The organism is Phascolarctobacterium faecium DSM 14760, assembly GCF_003269275.1.
Classification (GTDB): domain Bacteria; phylum Bacillota; class Negativicutes; order Acidaminococcales; family Acidaminococcaceae; genus Phascolarctobacterium; species Phascolarctobacterium faecium.
On sequence record NZ_QLTS01000004.1, the window covers coordinates 16,144 to 38,807 of the forward strand.

Genomic DNA, 22,664 nt, shown 5'->3' on the forward strand with positions numbered 1-22,664 from the left:
GAACAATAATGGCAGAAAAGAAAATCAAAATCATTGCGGAAAACAGAAAAGCCAGACATGATTTTACGATCCATGAAACCTACGAAGCCGGTATTGAGTTGACAGGTACGGAAGTAAAATCACTGCGGGCAGGTAAAGCCAATATGAAAGACAGCTACGCCCAGATCACCAAAACGGCCGAGGTCTATGTTTATAACCTGCATATCAGCCCTTATGATCAGGGTAACCGTTTCAACCATGAGCCTTTGCGCAACCGCAGGTTGCTGCTGCACCGCGAGGAAATACGCCGCCTGATCGGCAAGGTCAAAGAAAAAGGCTACGCTTTGGTGCCTTTAAAAATGTATTTTACTCACGGGCTGGTAAAAATGGAGCTGGCGCTGGCGACTGGCAAAAAGCTGTATGATAAACGGCAGGACCTGGCTAATAAAGACGCCAGGCGGGAAATGGAACGCGCAATGAAAGAGCGTAACCGTTAAAAGTTGCATATTCTTCACAGGACGCCGCTTGCAAGTAGCAGGCGCCTGTGTTAGAATAATTAGAGCCTTACAGGCCATATTTATAACCGGGGATGTACTGGTTTCGACGGGGGTAGGTGTGGTATGATAAGCGAGCCGTGGTTCCGTTAGCACGTTAAACGGCGGACGTTTAAAGTAAACGCAAAAACTGATTACGCTTTAGCAGCTTAATGCTAACGTCTTTCCGATCCTCCTCCCATGGGAACGGAAAAGACGCAAACAGTGGGATACCCGTAAGCCAATTCTCGGAGGCGGACAGGGGAAACTCATCGAGATAGCGACCGCGAAGCCTGCCGCTTGGCGTCAAGGAAGCAAAATCTAAATTAGCGGCTGCGCTCGGAGAAAGTCATATTGCAATATTTTCGGACAGGGGTTCGACTCCCCTCATCTCCACCAATTGCACTAATTTAAAACTTATCATAAAATACGACCCTGGCGACAAGCCGAAGGTCGTATTTTTTTATGCCGTGACAGTTGTAAAAACAACGGTGAATATTTGAGTGTAACTAATGTTTTAAAAGTATCATTTGTAAAATTTAAAATTATTTAAAATATACTAAATGTTGGAAAAGTTTTACTATAGTTGACTTTATTATACAAAATGCTATAATTGTATTAAGAAAATAGGAGGTGTTTTATGAAATTATCTAAAAAGTTATTCACAGCAGGAATTGTCGCTGCACTGGCCTTGAGCGTTGCTGCATCGGCTTTGGCGGCAGAATTGACTGTTAAAACGAAAAAAATCAACGAAGGCCAGGTGAAAATAGCCACACCGGTCATCACCGGATCTGAAGGCGGCGCAAAGATGGATACGCTGTTGACGCAAATGACTACCAAAAATACTGTAGCTGAGATCTATAAATATTTATCCAGCGACAGCCAGAAAATCACTTTAGACAACTATCTTGATTTCACTAACGGTTCTCCTGATCCTGTCAAAGAAGGCTTTGCACTTGTAAAAGGCAGCGCTTTCCTTGTAAATGCAGGCTTTGATAAAGAACAAAAGGCACTGGGTAAAACACAGGCTGCTGAAAAATACAGATTGGATATCGACTATACTGCTTATACAGTCGATTCCGAAATTTTATCGTTGGAACAATACGCCAGCGCTTATACCGGCGGTGCGCATGACAACGAATCTATCACAACGCTGACCGTTAACCCGAAAACAGGCAGGATCTATACCCTGGCCGATATGTTCGTTCCCGGCAGCGACTATAAAGCACGTTTGGAAATGCTGATCGCTATCCAGCAAAAAGGCGATAACAGATTGCTCGAACAAATGAAAAAACCAACCGTTGCTTATCAAAAAGTTATTATTTCCGGTAACGAAAAATTCTATCTGAATTCTGATCTTGATAACTGGGGCATTTATGTTGTTTACAACCCGGGTGAAGTTGCACCGATGGCAGCCGGTATCCAAAAATACTATCTGCCTATCGATACGATCTCAGATATTATCAGCTATCAACTGAAATAAGTAAAATAAAAACAGACACGCTTATGCGTGTCTGTTTTTTTATGTTCTTTTATTTAGCTTTAGGCAGCTGAGTCAGCAGCTGCAGTTGACTGCCGTCATCAAAGCTGACGCTGCTGATGGTGACCTGCCATTTTACAGTCTTCAGATCACTGCGCAGCAAGCGGACAGTTTCCGGTTTGAACTGGTTAAGGCTGAACAGTTTTTTCAAACTGCTGCTGCCCTGCGGGGCCAAAGTCAGGTAATCGTTGAAACGGCAGCGCTGGAGCAGCATACCGTCGTTATCGAAAACCTCGACAGATCCCTGCAGTCCGGTAATAGTTTTGGCAGAGATATTATTTAAGGTAAACGTGTTTTGCATGGTATAAGAAGGGAACCAGCCGCCGCTGGAATCGATAGAGATAGTTCCGGGGACGGAGGTAACAGCGGCGTCAAGCTCGGCCTGGACCTTGCTGTTAAGCTGTTTGAGCTTTGCGGCAGTAGCCTGTTCGCGCTCTTTCAGCAGCTCCTTGAGGTTGGTGATTTCCGTCAGGCGCCAGCTGCCGTCGTCCAATTCGTACATTTTGACATGCAGGATAAAATTATGTTCTAATTGTTTATCGTACAGCTTGACGGCAACATCGGCAGTTTTGCCGACCTGCTCGCTACTTTCGACACCTTCGTAGCGCATCGTGCCGAAGCCGGTACGTTCCTTAAGCTGCTCGGCCAGCTGCTGACCTTCTGTTTTCGGGCTAGGTGCAGGAGTTGGTGCTGGGGCAGTGTCGTCGATATCACTGGTTTCCTCTGTATTGTCTTCGATCGAACCCGTTTCCACATAATGCTTGGTCTGCTCGGTCATGATTGGGACAACTACAGTTTTCAGGCTTTGAACGATACCGAGTAAAAATGGATTGGCCTCTTTGGGATCACCAAAGGCATAATAGACTACATCGTCATACGCGTGGGCATACAGTGAATTCAAATCAACATGCTTTTCGAATTTTGTCAGATCATGCTGTTGTACAGCCTCGTGGATCTGAGTAAATGTATATTGCGGCGTACGCATCCAGTAAAAAAAATACAAGGCAGCGCCGATAACGATCAAAGCGGCAGTGATAAGTATATATTTTTTATTGTTTTCACTCATGGCAAACTCCTTATTAATGCTGGTATAATCATTTTAAAGATAATAACAGGGCTTGTCAATTAAATAAAAACAATAGTCAGCCTGCTGAAAAACTTAACGGCGCTGCCAATAAGGGCAAGCGCCGTTAAAAATATTTTAGTTTTTAAAGTCTTCCGGCTTTACCAAACCGCGCTCCAAAAGGAAGGTGCGGGCAACCTCTGCCCGGTCACGGCCTTTTTCGACCACTTCATAGTTCAGCTTTTGCATCGTAGCGTCGTCAATGGCGCTGCTCAGTACAGACAATGCCTGAGCTATCTCGGGATATTCGGCATTGGTTTTGCCGTTGACGAAAGGCAGCATATAATATGGCGGGAAGAAATTTTTATCGTCTTCCAGCAGTACTAAATCATATTTCTGCAGCAGTCCGTCCGTCGAAAAAGCTGTTATCACATCTACATTATCAGACGTGATCGCAGTATACATCAGCGTCCCGGAGAAGTTATTGACCGATTTAAAGGTCATACCGTAAGTTTTTTCGATGCCTGGCAAACCGTCGTCACGGGCCGCAAATTCCGGCGAACAGCCGAAACGCAGATTATGACTGACACGGGTCAGATCGGTCATCGTCTTGAGATGGTATTTAGCGGCGGTCGCCTGTGTTACCGCTAAAACGTAAGTATTGTTAAAACCGAAGCTTTCCAGCAGCTCGATCTGATGCGTGTCCCGCATCTGCTGTTTCACCAGCGTATACATCTCATCAGGTGTAAAACCGGGGCGCAGCTTATTTTTCAAAATCGTGCTGTAACCGGTGCCGGTATATTCGGGATACAGGTCGATCTCTCCTGAACGCAGGGCCTCAAAAGCGATCATCGTGCCGCCTAAAGCCAGCTTGCGTTCAACCTTAAGGTCGGTTTTAGCTTCGATCAGGTCGGACAGCATATTACCGATGATCACGCTTTCCGTCGCGTCCTTAGAGCCGATGCGGAGATCATGCTTATTTAAAAACTCGTGGCTCAGCAGATAGCCGCTGCTGATAATAACGATCATACCGGCAACTGCCAGGATGCGTTTATGATGCTGCTTGGTACGTTCCAGGCTTTCCTTGGACATTTTTTTTGAAGCCGGGCGCAGTGAAACAGGTGTGACCGCAGTTTCGACCTTGCTCATCAAAAAATCCATTAAAAGCGCCAGACAGCAGGCAGGGATCGCACCGGCCAGAATCATATTCGGGTTGTCGGTCTGGATACCGCTGATAACCAGCGTGCCAAGACCTCCGGCGCCGATATAAGCCGCAATCGTCATCAGCCCTACCGCAGTAACGCTGGAAATACGTATACCTGCCATGATCACAGGCAGAGCAAGCGGCAGGCGCACCTTAAACAACACCTGCATATCCGTCATACCGATACCCTTTGCCGCTTCCAGCGTGTCGGCGCTGATATTGCGCAGACCGGTACAGGTATTTTTCAAAATGGGCAGCAGTGAATACAAAACTACCATTGCTACAGCAGTAACTGCGCCGATACCCATATAAGGGACCAGAAAACCTAACAGCGCCAGACTGGGAATAGCCTGGGCCAGATTAGCAAAACCCATTACCGGCCGCAGCAAACGCTCGCGCTCGGAAATGTAAATGCCCAATGGTACGCCGATACAAACGGCTATGGCGACCGAAAGCAAAGTCAGCTGGATATGGCTGAGCAGTAAAAGTCCTATATATTGCTGCTGGTCCTGTACATATGCTAATAATCCACTCATGCTTCGCCCTCCTCAAAGTCAATAAATTGCTGACTCATCGTCGTGACGAGGCTGGAATTAGTGATAAGTCCCAGCAGCCGCTTATTTTCATCTACAACAGGAACATTGGAAATATTATTGCTGTTGACCTTTTTAAGCAGGGCCACAATGTTCTCGTTGGGGTCGGCTGTCGCCTGTGCTGGTTTCATTACCGTATACACCGGCTCGCTCTTATCCGGCGCCGCATGAATAGAACGGGCGCGGATGATCCCCAATAAATGTTCGTTTTCATCAACGACCAAAAGGCTGTCGACGTTTTCGATACGCATTTTCTCGATACATTTCAGCATCGGCACATCGGGGTAGGTGATCTTCGGCGTGCGTATCATAATATCTTTGGCCTTGATCAGTTCGGGGCTGCTCCAAATGCGCTTAGAACCTACAAACTCGCTGACAAAACCGTCGGCGGGGTTCTTCAGGATATTTTCCGGGGTATCATATTGCAGTATATCGCCGGAATGTAAAATACAGATACGGTCAGCGATCTTCACCGCTTCGTCCATATCATGGGTAACAAAGACAATAGTCTTGCGCAGCTTCGCCTGCAGATTGACAAGCTCGTCCTGCAGCTGGCTGCGTGTGATAGGATCTAATGCCGAAAACGGCTCGTCCATCAAAATTATTCCGGGGTCCATGGCAAAAGCACGGGCTACGCCGATACGCTGCTGCTGGCCGCCGGAGAGATGATTAGGGTACCGGTCAAGAAATTCCTGCGGCAGTCCTACCATTTCCATCAGTTTTACTGTACGTTCAACGATCTCATCCTGCGGCAGCTTGGCCAGATGCGGAACGATCTCGATATTTTCGCGTACCGTCATATGTACGAACAGGCCTGTCTGTTGGATAACGTAACCCATATTTCTGCGCAGTTCGATCGGGTCCTGTGCAATAATATCCGTTCCGTTGATCAGTATCTGTCCTGACGTAGGGTCGATCAGACGGTTGATCATCTTCAGCAGCGTAGTTTTACCGCATCCGGAAGGTCCGATAAGTACGACCAGTTCACCTTCGTTGATCGAAAGATTGATATTTTCTAAAACATTGTGCTGTTTGTAAGCTTTACTTACATTGATAAATTGAATCAATAGGGTTGCCTCCTTGTCTATGTTTTGAAATTATGCCTGCGTCTAAAGTGAAGTTCCACTTGATGCTCATCTCCTTTCATATATATAGTAAATTCATATATTCGCTGTAAGCTGTGAATATTCCTGCAAGGTAATATAATAACAGAAAATTTAATTTATTATCCTTATTAATAAGAAAAATAAATATTAAGCTATAGCGATAATAGTATCGCAATAAGTGATAGAATTTATGGACCGCTGCCGCAGATACAAAAAACGTGTTATAATAACAGCAAAAGCAAAGGAGTGAGAGTATGATTTTTATATGTTATCCCAAATGCAGCACTTGCCGGAAAGCCGAAAAATACTTACAGGATCATAAAATCGAATACACAAAACGCGATATTAAAACAGATAATCCTACTGCTGGCGAGCTGCGCTCCTGGCAGAAAAACAGCGGTCTGCCGCTGAAAAAGTTTTTTAATACCAGCGGCCTGCAATATAAAGCACTGGGCCTGAAGGATAAGCTGCCGCAGCTGAACGAAGAAGAACAGCTGCAGCTGTTGGCTGCTGACGGAATGCTGGTCAAACGCCCGATTTTGCTGACGGACGGTAACGTACTGGTCGGTTTTAAAGAAACGGAATGGGCAGAAAAGCTGCTGTAAAAGCTATACCTTTCATAGATTAAAAAGATCTGACAGGAGAATATAATTTATAGAAAATAGTTTGTAAACTATAGATAATATTTTGAAAGTATAAAAAGTTTAGAGAAAACAGTGCAAGTGTAACTTCTGCAACACAAAAGCGGTTGAAAAAATGTAAAAAAACCTGTATAATCAGGGTAGAGAAAGCAAAGATGAACTCCGATAAGCCGATGGCGGCACATATCGGAGTTTTTTGTTTATCTGCAGTTTTTTGTACGGATAGCTGTATCAGGATTCTGACGCTTTTTTATGCAGGGCGTTGAGCCCCCGGCATTTTTTAATACATAAGTTTAAAGCAAAGGGTGTGAAATTATGGAAGCGGACAAAAAAACAACAACCGAAGAATTAGGATTCTTCAAAAAGTATGGCTTTTATCTGGCACTTGCTGTTCTGGCGGTGATAGTTATGCTGCCAAACCCGGAAGGACTTTCCGTAGCAGGCCAGAGAATGATCGGCATTATGGTTTTTTCGGTCATAGTCTGGGCGACAACGGCGATCTCGTACCCGGTCAGCGCCGGCGTCATTATGACGTTGATGGCGCTGTTGATCGGCTTTTCCCCCAACCCCGAAACAGGTAAACTGTTCGGTACGGCGGCAGGGCTCGGTATCGGGCTGAAGGGCTTTGCTTCAACAGCGTTCTGTTTGGTAGCGGCAGCCATGTTCCTGGCCGTAGCCATGACTAAAACAGGGCTTGATAAACGTATCGCGCTGGTGATCCTTTCCAAGCTGGGCGCAAAATCGAACCGCGTCGTTATCGGCGTCATCCTCTGCGGCTTTATCCTCAGCTTTTTTGTGCCCAGTACTACGGCGCGCGTAGCCTGCCTCGTACCGATCGTTATGGGTATGATCAAAGCGTTTGACGTACCGCTGAAAAGTAAATTCGCAGGTATGCTGATGATTACTGTAGCTCAGGTCGACAGCGTCTGGAACGTCGGCATCAAAACCGCCGCCGCGCAGAATATGGTGGCCGTAAACTTTATCAGCAGCCAGCTGGGAGTCGATATTTCCTGGCTAGACTGGTTTGTCGCCGCAGCTCCGTTCTCATTGCTGATGTCCATTTGCCTGTATAAGCTGATGATGCACCTGATGCCGCCGGAAATCGACGAAATCAAAGGCGGTAAAGAAACAGTTGCCAGGCTGCTGAAAGAAATGGGTAAGGTCAGTGTCGATGAAATGAAGCTGCTGGTTATCTCCATCTTCCTGCTGATCTTCTGGACTACCGAAAAGAAACTGCACCCGATCGACACATCGACAACGACGATGGTCGCCGTTACCTTGCTGCTGCTGCCCAAGATCGGCGTTATGAGCTGGAACGACGTTGTTCATAAAGTAAACTGGGGCACAGTACTTTTATTTGGCGTCGGTATTTCACTGGGCACTGCCTTACTTTCTACTAAAGCCGCTACCTGGATGGCCAATGAGATCGTAGTTGGCTTCGGGCTCGAAAACTCGACCACGATCATGGTCCTGGCGATCATGTCCCTGTTCCTCATAGTTATCCATATGGGCTTTGCCAGTGCGACAGGCCTTGCTGCAGCGATCATACCTATCATCATTTCCGTTCTGCAGCATCTTAAGACCCCTGGCGTCAACATCGTCGGTATGACGATGATCCTGCAATATGTCGTCAGCTTCGGTTTTATACTGCCGGTCAACGCGCCGCAGAATATGATCGCCTACGGCACCGACACCTTTGAGGTACATGACTTTGTCAGGGCAGGTATCCCGCTTACAATCATTGCTTTTGCGCTGATCATGATTCTGGGCGCAACCTACTGGAAATGGCTGGGACTGGTCTAAGATACAGTTGTTTTGCAGATTATAAAGATAAAAAACATATGTAAATAAAGTAAACGGTACTCTTTTTAGAGTACCGTTTTTTTGCTGACTCTCGCATAGAGCAGCACTTGTTTGCCGTATATGCTTCTGACAAATAAAGTACAGGGATACCTGCTTTTGCCAAAGTGCTAAAATAAACTGTTAGAAAAAGATTATTGATTAATTAAAGTAATTTTAATTAAAATTTTATCGTTTGCTTGTGTGTTCATTCGAGCCTAGAATAGTGGCTATGTTAGATGCTTCTAACAGCATTATATATTTGGAGATGGATCAAGATGAGAACACAAAGCAATTATATGGGAAAAGCAAAGCTGCAGAAAAAAGTTTTAACAACTATTATGACAGGATTTTTATTTGCCGGTATCAGCAACACAGCGCTGGCAGAGAATGTTTCTGTGCCGGACAGCAAAACCGACGGGCAGACCATTGGCGCAGGCAATACAGCTGCAGGCGATGGCTGGAGCGTAGAAGTAGGCAGCGACAATAATAAATCAGTCTACAGTGTTGGCGATAAAAACGCCATCAGCCTGCGCGATAATGCTACTATTCATATCAAAAAAAACGCCGTTGTCACCAACGCAGCCAACAGGAACATCGGCAATTTTGGCACCGGCGCCAATACTATCGAAGTCCGTTCCGGTTCTAAGATCACTGTTGACGGTACAGTACAAAAGTATGGCCAGCAGAATATGGGCGAAGCGATCAACGTGCATGGCGGCGGCAATACGATCGTTGTCAACGGTTCAGTCATTGCTGAAAAAAGCGCAGCTATCTGGTTCCAGGACTGGACAGGCACCGGCAACGACAGCAGGAACAGCGTCATCAATAACGGACTGATCCAGCGCACAGACGGCGGCAACGTCATCGGCACTTCCGGCGGTAACGGCATCGACTTTACCAACAACGGTACCGTCAACGGCAGCCTGTTTTTTGCCAAAGGCGATGATAACCTGACTTTTATGCCCGGTTCCAATGTTACAGGCAATATTGATGGCGGTGGCGGTAAAAATAAGCTTAACTTAGATGGCAGTAATGATAAAGTAGGGGGAACACTGAACGGAGCTATCAAAAATTTTACGAGCCTGACTAAAAAAGGTACCGGCTTGTGGGAGATAACCGGCCCAATGCAGGGCTTTGACACAGTAGACGTACAGCAGGGCACACTTGGTTTAAGCGGCAACAATGACGGCTTTACAGGCAAGATCACAGTCAGGAAGGACGCCTCTTTAAGCGCCAAAGCTGAAAGCCTGCCGGTCAATCATCCGGTCAACGGCAATGTGGGGAATATCGACCTGACCAACGGCGGGACGCTGATTTTTGAACAGGATGATAATGGCAGCTATCAGGGGCAGATAATCGGCGACGGCTCGGTGATAAAAACAGGCAGCGGCATCGTGGCATTGCGGCCGGATGCCGGCGCCAATACCTACAGCGGTGTCACTACCATTGATGGAGGCGGGCTGGCGATTTCCTCGCAGGACGCCTTGGGAACTAACAGCGATTTGACCATCAATAACGGCAGCCTGACCGCAGAAGCCGATCTGACTATCGATAAACGAATCAATCTTGCCTCGGCAGAAGCTAACAAAACGGCGGTCATTGACACCAACGGACATAACGTGACTGCGGCAGGCGTGCTGAACGGCGTCGTTGACAGCGGTACTTTTATTAAAATCGGCGCCGGTACGCTGACTGCGGCCAATAACGACAACAGCTTTGCCGGAAACGTCGAAGTTGCCGGTGGTGCGCTGCAGATAGACGGCAGCGGTAGCAAAAACTTTACCGGCAAGATCCGCGTACTGCATGAGGCCTTTCTGCAGGGCTCCGGTAAAGTAGCCGGCGACGTAGTCAACGCAGGCTGGCTGGCGCCGGGCAGCTATAACGATAAGTTCGGCACCTTTACCGTTGGCGGCAACTATACAGGCCAGCCAGGCGGCAAGCTCAGTATCTATTCCGTTCTGGGCGGCGATGCTTCGCCTACAAGCAAGCTGGTAGTCGAAGGCGATACCGAAGGCTCACCTACCAATATCAGGGTCATCAATCAAAACGGCAGCGGCGGCTATACCGATAAAGGTATCCTCGTTGTCGACGTCCGGGGCAAGTCTGATCCCAACGCCTTCACGCTGGCCTATGACTACAAGCAGCCCGACGGCACGGCTGCTGTCGCCGCCGGCAAATACCTCTATCACCTGCAATATAATCAGGAAGACGGCGACTGGTATTTAAAAACACTGCTGAACAAAGACGACACACCCGTCGTCAACCCTTCCGTACCCCTTTATGAAGCCTATCCGGAGATCATGCTGGGCTATATGAAAGTTAATACCCTGGAAGAACGTGTCGGCAACCGTAAGTGGCATATCATAGAGGACGGCGAACCGCAGCAGCATTTGCAGTATCAGGAAGGCACCTGGTTCAAGACCGAAGGACTGAGCGGTAAATATAAAGCCGACCGCAGCACCGCTGCCCCGGACAGCAGCTATGATGTCGATTCGTGGAAAATGCAGATGGGCTACGACAAAATAATCTCCCGTCAGGACGCGGCAACAACAGTTGTCGGCGGTTTGAACCTGCAAATGGGGCAGGCGCGGGCCAGGATCAAATCAGCAGTCGGTAACGGCAAAATCAAAAGCGACGGCAAAGGCCTGGGCGGTACTATGACCTGGTATAAAGACAACGGCGTTTACGTCGATACACAGGCGCAGGCCGTCTGGTTCGACAGCGATATCTCCTCCAGCTCCTCGGCTGCAGCGCAGCAGATCGAAGGCAACAAAGGCTTTGGTTACGGTCTGAGCGTGGAAACAGGCAAACGGATCGCCATGAAACGCCCGCATTGGTCATGGACACCGCAAATGCAGCTTGCTTACAGCAATGTTGATTTCGATTCCTTCAGCGACGTCAACGGACTGGCAGTAAAACGCGGCAGCGCCGACAGCCTGCAGGGACGGCTTGGCGCAGCACTGAACTATGAAAAAAGCTATAAAAACGAAAATGACGAAAATTACCGCAGTGTAAAAGCCTATGGACTGCTCAATGTCTATCATGAATTTCACGACGGCACTAACGTTTTGATCGCCGGCGACAACTTTGCCAGCAAAAATGACCCTACCTGGCTGGGACTGGCAGTAGGAGGCACTTATAACTATGGCAGAAATTCGCAGTACTCTCTGTACGGCGAGCTGGGCATCAGCACCAGCGCCAAAAACTTCGGCGACAGCCATGTACTTCGTGGTGAAGTCGGTTTCAGATATCGTTTTTAAATATAACTGCCTGCTGAAAACAGGCAAAAATAAAAGACGCAGCTATAAAAGCTGCGTCTTTTTATGTTATGCACCGTTAAGCTGGCACAATGACGTCATAATCAAATGTCGATCCCCAAAGCCTCTTTAACAAGCAGGCCGATAACAAAGGAAAAAGCGGCAACGCTAAGGCTGATAAGCGCCATCTCCCAGAAACGTTTTTTAAAATCCAGGTCCTTGGCGACCGAAATATAATAAGTAAACACCAGGATTATCAGCACCACAGTCACCAGCATCGTGCCCAAAGCGTGCAGATAATGCTCGTCATCAAAAACAAGATAGGGCAGTACCAGCAGCGCCACGGTAATGCAGTAAGCAATGCCGGTATAAACGCAGGACTTAAAAGCATCCTCGCGTCCTTCGCTGCGGGCCGAAAGAAATTCAGACGAAGCCATCGACAAAGTTGCCGAAACCCCGGTGATCAGCCCCGATAACGCGATCAGCTTGGTATTCTGCAGCGCTAAAGTCAGGCCTGCCAAAGTACCAGTCAGTTCGACCAGCGCATCATTCAAACCCAATACCATCGAGCCCACATACTGCAGGCGTTCTTCATCCAAGATCGCCAGCAGCTTCTGCTCGTGCCGCTCTTCGTCCTCGGCTATCTTCTGTGCCTGCGGTATTTCGGCGGCAATATCCTCATAATTATAGGCGGCATCGCCCTCATTGCCCTCCATCAGCTTCAGGGCAAAAGTATAGCCAAAAATCACTGACAGCAGGGTATACCACCAGATTTTCCATTTGACAGGCTGCACCTTTTCTTTAGTAAAGGTCTCCCAGATCTGGCCGTGGCGGTGCTCCTCATTGGCTATTTTCAGCAGCGTCGCCTTGTTCTCCGGGTTTTTGACAAAGCCGGCGACCTTTGTATAAATATGGTATTCCGTCAGCTCGTTCTGCTGCATTTGCAGCACCCGTTTTTTGATCTCCGGGCTCAAAGGTTTTATCTCAGGCATCCTAATCAACTCCGTATAAATTTATTCATTGAATAACATTATACTGCAATCAACTGCAGTTGACAAAGTAAGCGGACGATTTGCAGATAAAAAATCTAAATATATTAATAAAAACACCTGCAGAAGCTTAAAAGCTGTGCCGGATGTAAGCTGATGATGCTTTCGCTGTCCGTAAATATTCAAGTTCATAACCGAAAAAACAGACAGGCTGAAATCATCGTTTCAGACTATCTGTTTTCTTATTGACCTGCCGCCAGGGTAAACTTCTTTTCCAGATGCTCGATCAGCTCACGCACCCGGCGCTTGCTGTTCGCCGGGTCAAACAAATCAGGCTCGTGACAGTCTGCCCGGTGCTCCTGCGTGCGCCGCCGTGCCAGCAGCAGCCTTTTTTGAGCGTCCTGAACAGCTTCGTCCATATCGTGCAGCCGCGGAAAATAACGCTCACCGGCCAGCTTTTTGACGCAGCCTGTAAACAGGCTCGCTTCTAAAGCTCCATAACGCTCGACCCACAGCTGCAGCCAAAATTCCTCCTGGGAAGGGCCGGCAAGCGGTGAATGCAGGCCGGCTGCCTTAAACGTCACCAAAGCACGCTGCATAAAAACATAGGGCCGTTCCATCAGCGCAGTCTTTCCTGCCTAAGGCCGAAAGCCCGGCGCAGAGTATCCAGCGCTGCCTTTTTAGAGCAGTACACGCTCTGGCTGGTCACACCCAGTGTTGCCGCAACCTCGCGCTGGCTTTTGCCCCGCAGGAACACCTCGCTGATCACAAGCCGCTGCATCTGCGGCAGCCGTGCCACCAGCTCCAGCACGCAGGCGCTGCGCTCATCCCTGCTGATGCTTTCCTTATAACATTCGCTGGACAGGGCATCTAGGCTCGTGCAGCCCTCCTCGTCCAAAGTTGCCAGCTCCGCATCGAACAGGTTCTTCTTCTTTTGCACCTGGATATTGAGCTGACGGCGGATCGTATATTTTACGTGTGTGGCAAAAAAGTGGAAATTGTGCTGCTTAAAGCTTTTGATAGCATCATTGACAGCCATCAAAGCCAGGATCTCCGTATCGTCCTGCTCTAGATAATGTACATAATAACTGTTATATTTAAACGCCCGTACCATCGGCGTAAAACCCAGCAAAAGGCTGTTGACCGCCCTGCTGTCGCCGCGCTGTGCCTGCGGCACCAAAACAGCAAAATCAAGCTTCTGTATATTTGACTCATGTTCCATCTGTGATCTATCTCCCCTCAGTACCGGCTGCGCCGGTTTTTAAATCTAAAGCAGCCAAAGCAAAATCCTTGGCCGTCAGCCCTTCCAGACATTCGCTGCATACTTCGCCGCAGCAGTCCACAGCCAGATACTCGTCACCTTCAAAAATAGGATTGCCGCATAAACTGCAGGTATATACCTCCAGCAGCTCTGCATTCTCCGGGGCCGCCAGCCAGTCGTTTTCGACAGCGGCCAAACGCTTCTCACTGCTCCTGCAGTCATAATCCATCATTGCCGCCGCCTTTCACAAATACCAATAAATTCAAAATGATACGCCTCCTTAGATCGTTAAAACACCGCCGTCACTTTACTGTACTTTCTTAGTAAGCACTACTGATACAAACTTGATTAACACTTAAACATAAGAGCCTGTAAAACCTTAGAGAGAGGTAGAAACTTATTAAGAAAAAGAAAATACTAAAAGAAAAAGACGGTTTTGTTTTACACTTACTAAATACATAGCCAAAAATCAAAAAATCAGGTTCGCGCGAAAAAAATAATTTTTTTTTTTCGGCAGCAAGCCTGATTTTTTCTAAAAAAGATATGTACTTAGTAAGTGTAAGCAGTAAAACGGCGGTCCCTGTACCTGCTGCTGCTTTCGATCTCAGGAAAGGGGGAACAGCAATGCTGGCAGAACAGCCGCAGATTATCTCACTTACGCAGCTTGCCGCTGTGGCAGGCTGCAGCCGCGATCATATCACGCAGCTCTACCTGCACTGGACGGCAGGTCGTTACGGGCAGATCTATGACGACTACCACATCAATATCGACGCCGACGGCACAGTCTACCGCACCAGCAGCAGCCTGTCGCAGTACAAAAGCCACACTTGGCGCCGCAACAGCGGCAGTATCGCCGTCGCCCTGTGCTGCGGGCTGGGGGCGCAGGCCAACCACGGCTATGATGCCGACCTGGGGCAGTTTGCCCCTACGGCAGTGCAGACCGATAAAATGGCGCAGACAGTGGCGCTGCTCGTAACGGCGCTTGGCCTGCAGCTTACTATCGATACCGTAATGACCCACTGTGAAGCAGCGCTGCTGGATGGCTACGGCCCTTACAGTGGCGATGCCGAAACACGCTGGGACCTGTGGTATATGCGCGATTCACCCGGCGACGGACAGATGAAGCCGGGTGGGGACATACTGCGCGGCAAAGCTCGCTGGTATTTAGAACACAGTAAAATTTAAAAAACAAAAGGAGTACAGAACATGAGCACGACTAAAACAGCAACATCCTACAAACTATCTCTGGGCGTCGAAAACGGCGTCAATGCGCTGGGGGCAGCGCAGGTCAAATCCGTATCTGTCGGCAGCGTCAAGCTGGACGCCGCCGACGACAAATGCCTTGCTGTGGCCAATGCCATGAACGAGCTGATGAGCCACGAAGTGGTCAACGTCTACGTTACGGAAAAGGCCGAGCTGGCTCAGGCGGAATGATTTTATAGATCATCCGCCTGGCAGCAAGTTATTTTTTGATGTTCATATTTAGGCTTTAGATTTTTTTATTAGCCCTTTCTTTAGAAGAAAGCTGCATAGCAAAACTCTTTTAAAGAAAGTCTAAAATACGAAAAACACAAAAAAATAAAGTAGGCCGAAAACCTACAAAAAAGGAGCAACCACCATGGAAAAAACCTTAGAACTCATTTTCACCAAAAGCGACGGAGCTAAAAAAAACTTAAGCATCGCCGACCCTCGCGAAGGACTCACCCTTGCCGACGCCAAAACGGCAGCCGACAAGATCATAGCCGCCAACGTACTGACCAGCGGCGGCCTGGAACTGACAGAATTTACTGAAGCCCGCATCAAAACAGTTACTATTGATGTGCTTGCTTAGTGGAAGCCCAGAAATTATTTACAGCAATAGGTAATTTTGGCTTCCCGATAGTATTGAGCTGGTACCTGCTGCTGCGTATGGAGCAGCGGCTGGACAAGCTGGGCGACTGCCTGCACGAGCTGAGCAGCGCCATTGTCGAGGAACAGAAAAAAACTGAATAAAGGCTTGAACACAGCTATAGCGCGACGTGCGATAGCCGGAACCATAAAAAATGATAAAAAAGATAAGGCGATGCAAACCTAAAGGTAAGCGTCGCCTTATCTTTTATGTTTTGTATTATACACCTAAAAATTATCAGTTGCAAGACCATTGAACAAATTTTTCAAAAAAACGAACAAAAATGTCTTGCGGGGGGACAAACATGGTAATATAGTAAATGGTTAAAAATATTAACTGTAATAGGAAAATTTGAATCAAAAGATAATAGTTTTATTTTATTAGCGTTACTGCTAAGCTTGGCAGTTACTTGAGAATTAATAAAGATGAAAGTAGCTCTGCTGCAGCAAATTATCAGGTCAGCAAATTTTACTGCAGGTTATGAAGCTAACAGGAGCGGTAGCTAATAGGCAATCACAATTACAACACTATGGAAATAGGTTGTCTAATGAAGTGATAAAGCAAAAAGAAAGGTGTGAAAAAGATGGAAGGAATGGATCCTTTAAGGATTGGGGAGACTATCAAGATCAAAAGGATACAAAAAAGGATTACTCAAACTAATTTTGCCAAGAAGCTTAAGATATCTCAAACGCATCTGAGCAATGCTGAAAACGGCAGAGTGATGCTGAGTTTGAAAGCACTGTTAAAGCTGAGAGATATTTTTGAATGTACTTTGGATGAATTGGTTGATCCTGACAGATTTGAGAAAAAGAAGGAACGGGTAAAAAGATACAAACTCGTACGCTGCAGCGAGTAGCTTTAGGGAGATGTTTAAGATGCATATCGAAAGCTGGGAGGAAGCGATACACAAAGATAACAGGGCAGGATTAGGAGGGCTGACAGTCAAGTGTCCGATCTGCGGCCGTGAATTTGGCTGCAATAAAACATATCATGTCTATACAGCTTTGGTAGGAAGAAAGCGGCAATATTACTGCAGCTATTCCTGTTATAAACAAAGGTCTAATCCAAAGGAAAAAGATGAATGGGAGGAAATGTATCATGGAAAAGATGGATTTAAGCAAAAAGGTATTGGCGTCTTTGCTGACAATGTCGTGTGTATATCTGGGGGGAACATCCGTGCTCCCAACAGCTGGCGCGGCAGAGAATGCGGCGGATAACAACGTTGGGCAGCTGATCACTAATGGTGGTAGCCTGACTGGCGGTGATGTTTTTAATTTCACGTCTGAGAGCACTGCAAATTATACAGCATTGCGATTTTATGGAGAGAATCTTGATATTCCTATGACTGGCAGCGGCGTTTATACGATCAACGGTAATGGTGGGATAATCAGTCAGGCTTATGGCATGGTTTTCGGCAGCAGTGAAGATGTTGAGACCGGAGGCTGGGGTGGACCATCCAAAAGTTTTGTAAGAGCAACGGGTATTATAAACGGTGACTGGCAGCTGAATCTCAAGGCTGATGCAGGAGAATCCAGAGGTATTATTATTGATGGAGGAACTAAATATATAAATCCCGGGTCTTTTGATTCTATTAACGATGCTAGTGATATAATTTTCAATGGCAAGGTGAATATTGATATTGAAGGTCAGGGTATAAATTCTATTTACTTAAATGGCGGAGCTAAAGGCACTTTTAAGGACGATGTGAATATAAAAGGTACTAGTAATGGCAACAATGCGCTGTATGGTATCTATCTTAATAACTATACAGATAACATGGGAAGTGTTTCTTTTGAGAAAGATTTGAAGTTGCAACTCTATCATAACAGTACTCAACAGGGCAGTAATCTTGGTTACGGCATCAATGTGTTCGGCAAACATAATACGCTTACAGTCCAAGGCAAAACTACCATTGATATTGGTTCAGCAGGACAAATAAGTTATGCCATTCAGGTAAACGGCCAGAATTCGTCTGCTATCTTTAGTGATACTGAGATTACAATGACGGGAGGTTCTGTACAGCGCGGGGTAAATGCTGCTTATGGCAGTATTGATTTTACAGGCGATACCAAGATTACCTTGAACAATCATTCTGCGAGTAGTGGAACAATGAAAGCTACGGCAGTAAATGCACAGGACAGCGGTGTCGTAAATATTAATAGTGCTAAAGATAAAACAGTACAGGTCAAGGGACATTTTGTTTCAACATCTAAGGGTGTTATTAATGCTGTTTTTAATAATGCGAATTCCTGGTGGGAAGGCGATGCCCAGCTGAATGCCAGTGGCAATGCGATCAATTTAGAGTTGGCTAATGGTGCAGTTTGGTATCCCGGCTGCGATAGTACTATTTATAACAAAGGTATGAATTTGAATCTGCATGACGGTGGCATTGTTGATATGACGAAGACTGCTGATCAATATGCTGATTTAAATATTGGCAGTGTTAATGGTACTGGTGGTTTGTTCAGGTTGGAAACAGATGTTGTGAATATGCAAAGTGACAAGGTAAATATTCTTGCCAGTACAGATGCAGGCACGCACAGCATCGATATTATTGATGTTAACGAAGTGACGATGGATCAGATTGCTGCTGATGCAGGTAAAGGGCTTTTGCTGGCAACGGCTCCGGATGCGATTAAATTTACGGCTAACGAACGTGAACAATCGTTATTTTATGTGAAGTATAACTTAAAAGACGAAGTGCTTGGCACCGGGATGACAGAATGGAAACTGGATGGTTTTGAAATAGTGCCAGTAGAACCGGATAATCCGGATAACCCTGACATTAAACCTACTACCAGCGTGGATACCATACTTTCTGCTAATGCGCTGAACTACCACACCTGGCGTACGGAAAATGACAAGCTGCTCCAACGCATGGGCGAGCTGAGACATAATGGCGAGGAAGAACAGGGAGCCTGGTTTCGCGTGAAGGGCAGCAAGATCAGCCGTGATAGTAAGTTTGGTTTTGAGAACAAATACACTGCTTATGAGCTGGGCTACGATCAGGTAACTAAACGTACTGCCGACAAAACACGTTATCAGGGCGTTGGTTTGAGCTATACTGACGGCAGCAGCATCTACAGCCGTGGCAGCGGTGACAACAGCAGCAAGTCGATTGGTTTCTACAGCACTGATATCGGTAGCAAGGGTCATTATCTGGATTTAGTATTTAAAATCAGCAATATGGATAATGATTTTACAGTTTATGATACCAACCGCAACAAGATCACTGGTGATTTTAATAATACCGGCGTATCGCTGAGTGCCGAATACGGACGTAAAAATAATTTGCAAAATGGCTGGTATATCGAGCCGCAGGTACAGTTTACATTAGGTTATCTGGGTGGGGATAACTACGTTGCCAGTAATGGTATCGAAGTAGAACAAAGCGGTATTAAAAGTGCTGTCGGCCGTATCGGGTTTAACATTGGTAAAGAAGTCGGCGAAAAAGGCATAGTTTACGTCAAGGCCAACCTGCTGCACGAATTTGGCGGTGGTTACGATGTAACTATGACTGACAGTACAGGCCGGGTGAAAGTCAGCGACAGCTTTGACGATACCTGGTTTGAATACGGCATCGGTGCGGCGTTAACGACCGGCAGTAACAGTCATATTTATTTTGATGTAGAACGCAGTGCTGGCAGCGACTTTACTAAAGACTGGCAATGGAATGTCGGAGTAAGGTGGAATTTCTAAAAAGAGGTGATTGGATATGAGAAAGTTAGTAATAGTATTAATGACAATTATGAGTATGGTTTTACTGACTGGCTGCGGTAGCAGCAGTCTTGTCGGCAATATCATTAAAGATGAAGGTTCTTTGGTCAAGATCATGGATGAATTTAAAAATCTGGATGGACTAAAAGGTAAAGAGATACTTGTTTTTCAGGATGTTAATATGTATACCGGTGAAACAGGAAACAGAGTTGTTATTAATATTTTAAAACCGGGTACTGATGATGAAGTGGATAACTATGAGTATCGCGGCGGGTGGAGTAAGGCAAGGCCCGTACAGCTTTCCGGCAGTGGCAAAGCTATCGACAATTGTATACCTTTAGAGCAGCTTGATTTTGTCAAGATTCCTCAAGTTTATAAAAGCATGGAAGCCCAAATAAAAGATATCGAAGGCGCTAAAATAGATGATTATATGAGTTTCAGATTTTGGCAGGGCAAGTGGGATATTTCTGCATCTGCTAAAAGTCCAAGGGCTAAGTATTTTGCAGATTTTGACTTAGATGGAAATTTGAAAAAATTTAAGAAAAACTGAACCATTTCAATATTAGGATTGCTTTCATGGTGAGAAAAATGCTATATTGACATAGTACTTTTGAAATTAATAAACTAAGGAGATGATTATTGGTGCGTTATGAAATTATGCAGCCGGGCGCTTTTGCCTTTTTAAAGGTACAGCTGGAAGCAGGCGAGAGTATTAAAGCGGAATCTGATGCTATGATGGCGATGTCAGGTAATATCAAAGTTGAAGGTAAAATGGAGGGCGGGATACTGGGCGGCCTGGCACGTAAATTTTTAAGCGGCGAAAGCTTGTTTTTTCAGCATCTGACAGCACAGGGGCAAGCTGGGGAGGCTGTTTTAGCCCCGCCGATACCGGGAGATGTTTCAGCCTATGAGTTGACAGGCAATACCTTATGTATTACTTCTGGCGGTTTTTTAGCGGCGGAAGAGAGTGTAAAAATAGAGACTAAGATGCAGAATCTGGGTAAAGGTCTTTTTTCCGGCGCCGGGTTATTTGTAGTTAAAGCTTCAGGTACGGGAACCTTATTCTTCAATTCGTTCGGGGCTATCTATCCGTTAGAACTGCAGGTGGGCGAAGAGATGGTTGTTGATACAGGTCATTTGGTAGCCTGGGATGCTGATATGAATTATAAGGTAACGAAAGCAAGTTCCGGGATCATGTCCAGCCTGACTTCAGGTGAGATGTTGGTATGTAAGTTTACCGGGCCGGGAAAAGTTTATACACAAAGCCGTAATCCCGGTAGTTTTGGCTGCTGGGTTGGTGGTATTATTCCGTCACAGGGCTAATAAAATTACAATCAAAGCACAGACCATTTTGGTCTGTGCTTTTTGCTATGAAAAAACAGAAAACGGCTTGACGATAATTTTCAGAAAACTTATAATAGATACAGAATATATTATTAGATAATGATTATTGAAAAATGGAGGTTGAGGAGAAATGGCAAAATATAAATGCAGTGTCTGCGGTTATATTTATGACGAAGAAAAAGAGGGGAAGCCACTGCTTGACAGTAAATGCCCGGTCTGTGGAATGACGATGGTATTGATGGAGGAAAACGACAGCGAAGCTGCTGCTTCTACTGCTCTGGAAGCCGCTGCAGCTCCGGAGGAGCTGGCTTATGATCCGGCATACGCCCGTTGTGACGCCAGTTTCCGTCATATGGACGATATCCATGAAATGGCTGTAACAGGTAAGTCGATCATCGGTGCTATGGGTACGCCGATGCCGATGCCTGGCTGGGACGATATTCTGCTGCTGGGCAATCAGCTGAATCCGCCGCCGCTCAATGATCATGACGCGGTCGATACGACGACTGTGATTGGTAAAAATGCCAAAAAGCCGTTGATTTTGACTAATCCGATTTTTGTTTCACATATGTCTTTCGGAGCTTTGTCAAAAGAGACTAAAGTGGCTTTAGCCAAGGGCAGCGCTTTAGCAGGTGCGGCGATGTGCAGTGGTGAAGGCGGTATTCTGCCGGAAGAAATGGCAGCGGCGCATAAATATATTTTTGAATATATCCCCAATTTATACAGTGTGACACGGGAAAATCTGCGTAATGCCGATGCGATCGAGATCAAGATCGGCCAGGGTACGAAGCCAGGTATGGGAGGGCATCTTCCCGGCAGCAAAGTGACACCGGAAATCGCGGCGATCAGGAATAAACCTTTGGGTGAAGATGTTATCAGCCCGTCCAAGTTTCCTGATATCAATATGAAAGAGGATTTGAAAGCATTGGTGACGAGTCTGCGCGAGGAATCTGACGGCAGGCCTATAGGTATCAAGATCGCAGCCGGTAAGCTGGAACGTGATTTGGAGTTCTGCGTTTTTGCAGAGCCTGATTTTATTACGATCGACGGACGCGGCGGCGCTACAGGCGCCAGCCCGAAGCTGGTTCGTGATGCGACCAGTGTTCCGACCGTTTATGCTTTGTATCGTGCCCGTAAGTATCTTGATGCTGTGGGAGCTGATGATATTGCGCTGGTGATCACCGGCGGGCTGCGGGTATCGTCTGATTTCGCCAAGGCTTTGGCTATGGGGGCGGATGCTGTGGCAGTAGCATCGGCTGCTTTGATTGCGGCAGCCTGCCAGCAGTATCGTATCTGTGGTACGGGTAAATGTCCTGTAGGTATCGCTACGCAGGATCAGGAGCTGCGCTCCAGATTTAAGATCGAAGCATCGGCGCAGAGGGTAGCAAACTTTTTGAACTGTTCTCTGGCAGAGCTGAAAACATATGCCCGTATCACTGGTCATAAGAATCTGCATGATTTGAATGCAGGTGATTTGTGTACGATCAATCGTGAGATTTCTGACTATACCAATATTCCTCATGCCTGATATTTAAATATGTTGTGGAAGCTTCCCCCGTATGCATTGGCATGCGGGGTTTCTTTTTGGCATCAATGCTGAAATTTATAATATGAACTTTTTGCAAACTTTAACTGTAAATGCTTGACTTAAAGTTGACTCTAGCCTGTAAAATCGAATTAAAGGCAAAGGCGTTATGGTAAAATACC

Annotated in this window: 22 protein-coding genes and 1 other RNA gene; 16 read left to right on the forward strand and 7 right to left on the reverse strand. The window is 46.5% G+C overall.

From position 1 onward, the window contains the following. Positions 1 to 8: 8 nt before the first annotated feature. The 3 genes from smpB to C8D73_RS06130 all read left to right on the forward strand — a co-directional run bounded on the left by smpB (position 9) and on the right by C8D73_RS06130 (position 1,995). On the forward strand, positions 9 to 476 hold the full coding sequence (gene smpB, locus C8D73_RS06120) for an SsrA-binding protein SmpB (protein ID WP_021717210.1): 468 nt from the start codon (positions 9 to 11) through the stop codon (positions 474 to 476). A gap of 88 nt (positions 477 to 564) precedes the next feature. After that, positions 565 to 911: a transfer-messenger RNA gene (gene ssrA / locus C8D73_RS06125) on the forward strand. Between the two features lie 241 nt (positions 912 to 1,152). Continuing rightward, positions 1,153 to 1,995, forward strand: a complete 843-nt coding sequence (locus tag C8D73_RS06130; RefSeq protein ID WP_113077649.1) for an RsiV family protein — start codon at positions 1,153 to 1,155, stop codon at positions 1,993 to 1,995. Positions 1,996 to 2,044: 49 nt separating this feature from the next. Here the strand turns inward: C8D73_RS06130 and C8D73_RS06135 are convergent, their stop codons facing one another. The 3 genes from C8D73_RS06135 to C8D73_RS06145 form a co-directional block, all read right to left on the reverse strand. After that, positions 2,045 to 3,118, reverse strand: coding sequence for a DUF2939 domain-containing protein (locus tag C8D73_RS06135; RefSeq protein WP_113077650.1), 1,074 nt, complete (start codon positions 3,116 to 3,118; stop codon positions 2,045 to 2,047). Positions 3,119 to 3,253: 135 nt separating this feature from the next. Further along, positions 3,254 to 4,855: an ABC transporter permease/substrate-binding protein gene (locus C8D73_RS06140; protein WP_021717213.1), complete on the reverse strand. Its 1,602-nt coding sequence runs from the start codon at positions 4,853 to 4,855 to the stop codon at positions 3,254 to 3,256. Then, the gene (locus C8D73_RS06145) at positions 4,852 to 5,979 is read right to left on the reverse strand and encodes a betaine/proline/choline family ABC transporter ATP-binding protein (protein WP_021717214.1); all 1,128 of its coding nucleotides are present in this window, start codon (positions 5,977 to 5,979) and stop codon (positions 4,852 to 4,854) included. The genes C8D73_RS06140 and C8D73_RS06145 overlap by 4 nt, the downstream gene beginning before the upstream one ends. Positions 5,980 to 6,272: 293 nt before the next feature. Between C8D73_RS06145 and C8D73_RS06150 the strand changes: the two genes are divergently transcribed. The 3 genes from C8D73_RS06150 to C8D73_RS06160 all read left to right on the forward strand — a co-directional run bounded on the left by C8D73_RS06150 (position 6,273) and on the right by C8D73_RS06160 (position 11,761). Next, a complete protein-coding gene (locus C8D73_RS06150; protein ID WP_113077651.1) occupies positions 6,273 to 6,623 on the forward strand; it encodes an arsenate reductase family protein in 351 nt (116 codons plus the stop codon). Positions 6,624 to 6,974: 351 nt separating this feature from the next. Then, positions 6,975 to 8,462 carry a DASS family sodium-coupled anion symporter gene (locus C8D73_RS06155; RefSeq protein WP_046431664.1) on the forward strand — a complete coding sequence of 496 codons (1,488 nt, stop codon included), beginning with the start codon at positions 6,975 to 6,977 and terminating at the stop codon, positions 8,460 to 8,462. A gap of 314 nt (positions 8,463 to 8,776) precedes the next feature. Continuing rightward, positions 8,777 to 11,761, forward strand: coding sequence for an autotransporter family protein (locus tag C8D73_RS06160; RefSeq protein WP_170123177.1), 2,985 nt, complete (start codon positions 8,777 to 8,779; stop codon positions 11,759 to 11,761). A gap of 101 nt (positions 11,762 to 11,862) precedes the next feature. Here the strand turns inward: C8D73_RS06160 and C8D73_RS06165 are convergent, their stop codons facing one another. From C8D73_RS06165 to C8D73_RS06180, 4 genes are all read right to left on the reverse strand, one after another. Further along, positions 11,863 to 12,750: a VIT1/CCC1 transporter family protein gene (locus C8D73_RS06165; protein WP_113077653.1), complete on the reverse strand. Its 888-nt coding sequence runs from the start codon at positions 12,748 to 12,750 to the stop codon at positions 11,863 to 11,865. A gap of 239 nt (positions 12,751 to 12,989) precedes the next feature. Beyond that, entirely contained in the window at positions 12,990 to 13,367 is a 378-nt protein-coding gene (locus tag C8D73_RS06170; RefSeq protein ID WP_113077654.1) for a hypothetical protein, read from the reverse strand. Beyond that, a complete protein-coding gene (locus C8D73_RS06175) occupies positions 13,367 to 13,969 on the reverse strand; it encodes a sigma-70 family RNA polymerase sigma factor (RefSeq protein ID WP_113077655.1) in 603 nt (200 codons plus the stop codon). Before C8D73_RS06175 ends, C8D73_RS06170 begins: the two co-directional genes overlap by 1 nt. Before the next feature lie 7 nt (positions 13,970 to 13,976). Then, complete coding sequence (locus C8D73_RS06180; protein ID WP_125669716.1) at positions 13,977 to 14,240, reverse strand: hypothetical protein; 264 nt, start codon at positions 14,238 to 14,240, stop codon at positions 13,977 to 13,979. A 311-nt stretch (positions 14,241 to 14,551) separates the two neighbouring features. Between C8D73_RS06180 and C8D73_RS06185 the strand changes: the two genes are divergently transcribed. The 10 genes from C8D73_RS06185 to C8D73_RS06225 all read left to right on the forward strand — a co-directional run bounded on the left by C8D73_RS06185 (position 14,552) and on the right by C8D73_RS06225 (position 22,485). Beyond that, the gene (locus C8D73_RS06185) at positions 14,552 to 15,193 is read left to right on the forward strand and encodes an N-acetylmuramoyl-L-alanine amidase (protein ID WP_113077656.1); all 642 of its coding nucleotides are present in this window, start codon (positions 14,552 to 14,554) and stop codon (positions 15,191 to 15,193) included. Positions 15,194 to 15,214: 21 nt separating this feature from the next. Next, complete coding sequence (locus tag C8D73_RS06190; RefSeq protein WP_046431648.1) at positions 15,215 to 15,442, forward strand: DUF1659 domain-containing protein; 228 nt, start codon at positions 15,215 to 15,217, stop codon at positions 15,440 to 15,442. Positions 15,443 to 15,626: 184 nt separating this feature from the next. Beyond that, the gene (locus C8D73_RS06195) at positions 15,627 to 15,839 is read left to right on the forward strand and encodes a DUF2922 domain-containing protein (protein WP_113077657.1); all 213 of its coding nucleotides are present in this window, start codon (positions 15,627 to 15,629) and stop codon (positions 15,837 to 15,839) included. After that, positions 15,839 to 16,000 (forward strand): YvrJ family protein, encoded by a 162-nt coding sequence (locus C8D73_RS06200; RefSeq protein WP_113077658.1) that lies wholly within the window; start codon positions 15,839 to 15,841, stop codon positions 15,998 to 16,000. The genes C8D73_RS06195 and C8D73_RS06200 overlap by 1 nt, the downstream gene beginning before the upstream one ends. 479 nt (positions 16,001 to 16,479) lie before the next feature. Beyond that, positions 16,480 to 16,752: a helix-turn-helix domain-containing protein gene (locus C8D73_RS06205; protein WP_113077659.1), complete on the forward strand. Its 273-nt coding sequence runs from the start codon at positions 16,480 to 16,482 to the stop codon at positions 16,750 to 16,752. Between the two features lie 19 nt (positions 16,753 to 16,771). After that, positions 16,772 to 17,113: a hypothetical protein gene (locus C8D73_RS11215; protein ID WP_170123178.1), complete on the forward strand. Its 342-nt coding sequence runs from the start codon at positions 16,772 to 16,774 to the stop codon at positions 17,111 to 17,113. Next, positions 16,995 to 19,595 (forward strand): autotransporter family protein, encoded by a 2,601-nt coding sequence (locus C8D73_RS06210; RefSeq protein WP_170123179.1) that lies wholly within the window; start codon positions 16,995 to 16,997, stop codon positions 19,593 to 19,595. The genes C8D73_RS11215 and C8D73_RS06210 overlap by 119 nt, the downstream gene beginning before the upstream one ends. Before the next feature lie 16 nt (positions 19,596 to 19,611). Continuing rightward, positions 19,612 to 20,163, forward strand: a complete 552-nt coding sequence (locus C8D73_RS06215) for a hypothetical protein (protein WP_113077661.1) — start codon at positions 19,612 to 19,614, stop codon at positions 20,161 to 20,163. A gap of 92 nt (positions 20,164 to 20,255) precedes the next feature. Then, positions 20,256 to 20,936: a TIGR00266 family protein gene (locus tag C8D73_RS06220; RefSeq protein ID WP_113077662.1), complete on the forward strand. Its 681-nt coding sequence runs from the start codon at positions 20,256 to 20,258 to the stop codon at positions 20,934 to 20,936. Positions 20,937 to 21,087: 151 nt separating this feature from the next. Then, positions 21,088 to 22,485 carry a glutamate synthase-related protein gene (locus C8D73_RS06225; RefSeq protein WP_113077663.1) on the forward strand — a complete coding sequence of 466 codons (1,398 nt, stop codon included), beginning with the start codon at positions 21,088 to 21,090 and terminating at the stop codon, positions 22,483 to 22,485. Positions 22,486 to 22,664: the final 179 nt, after the last annotated feature.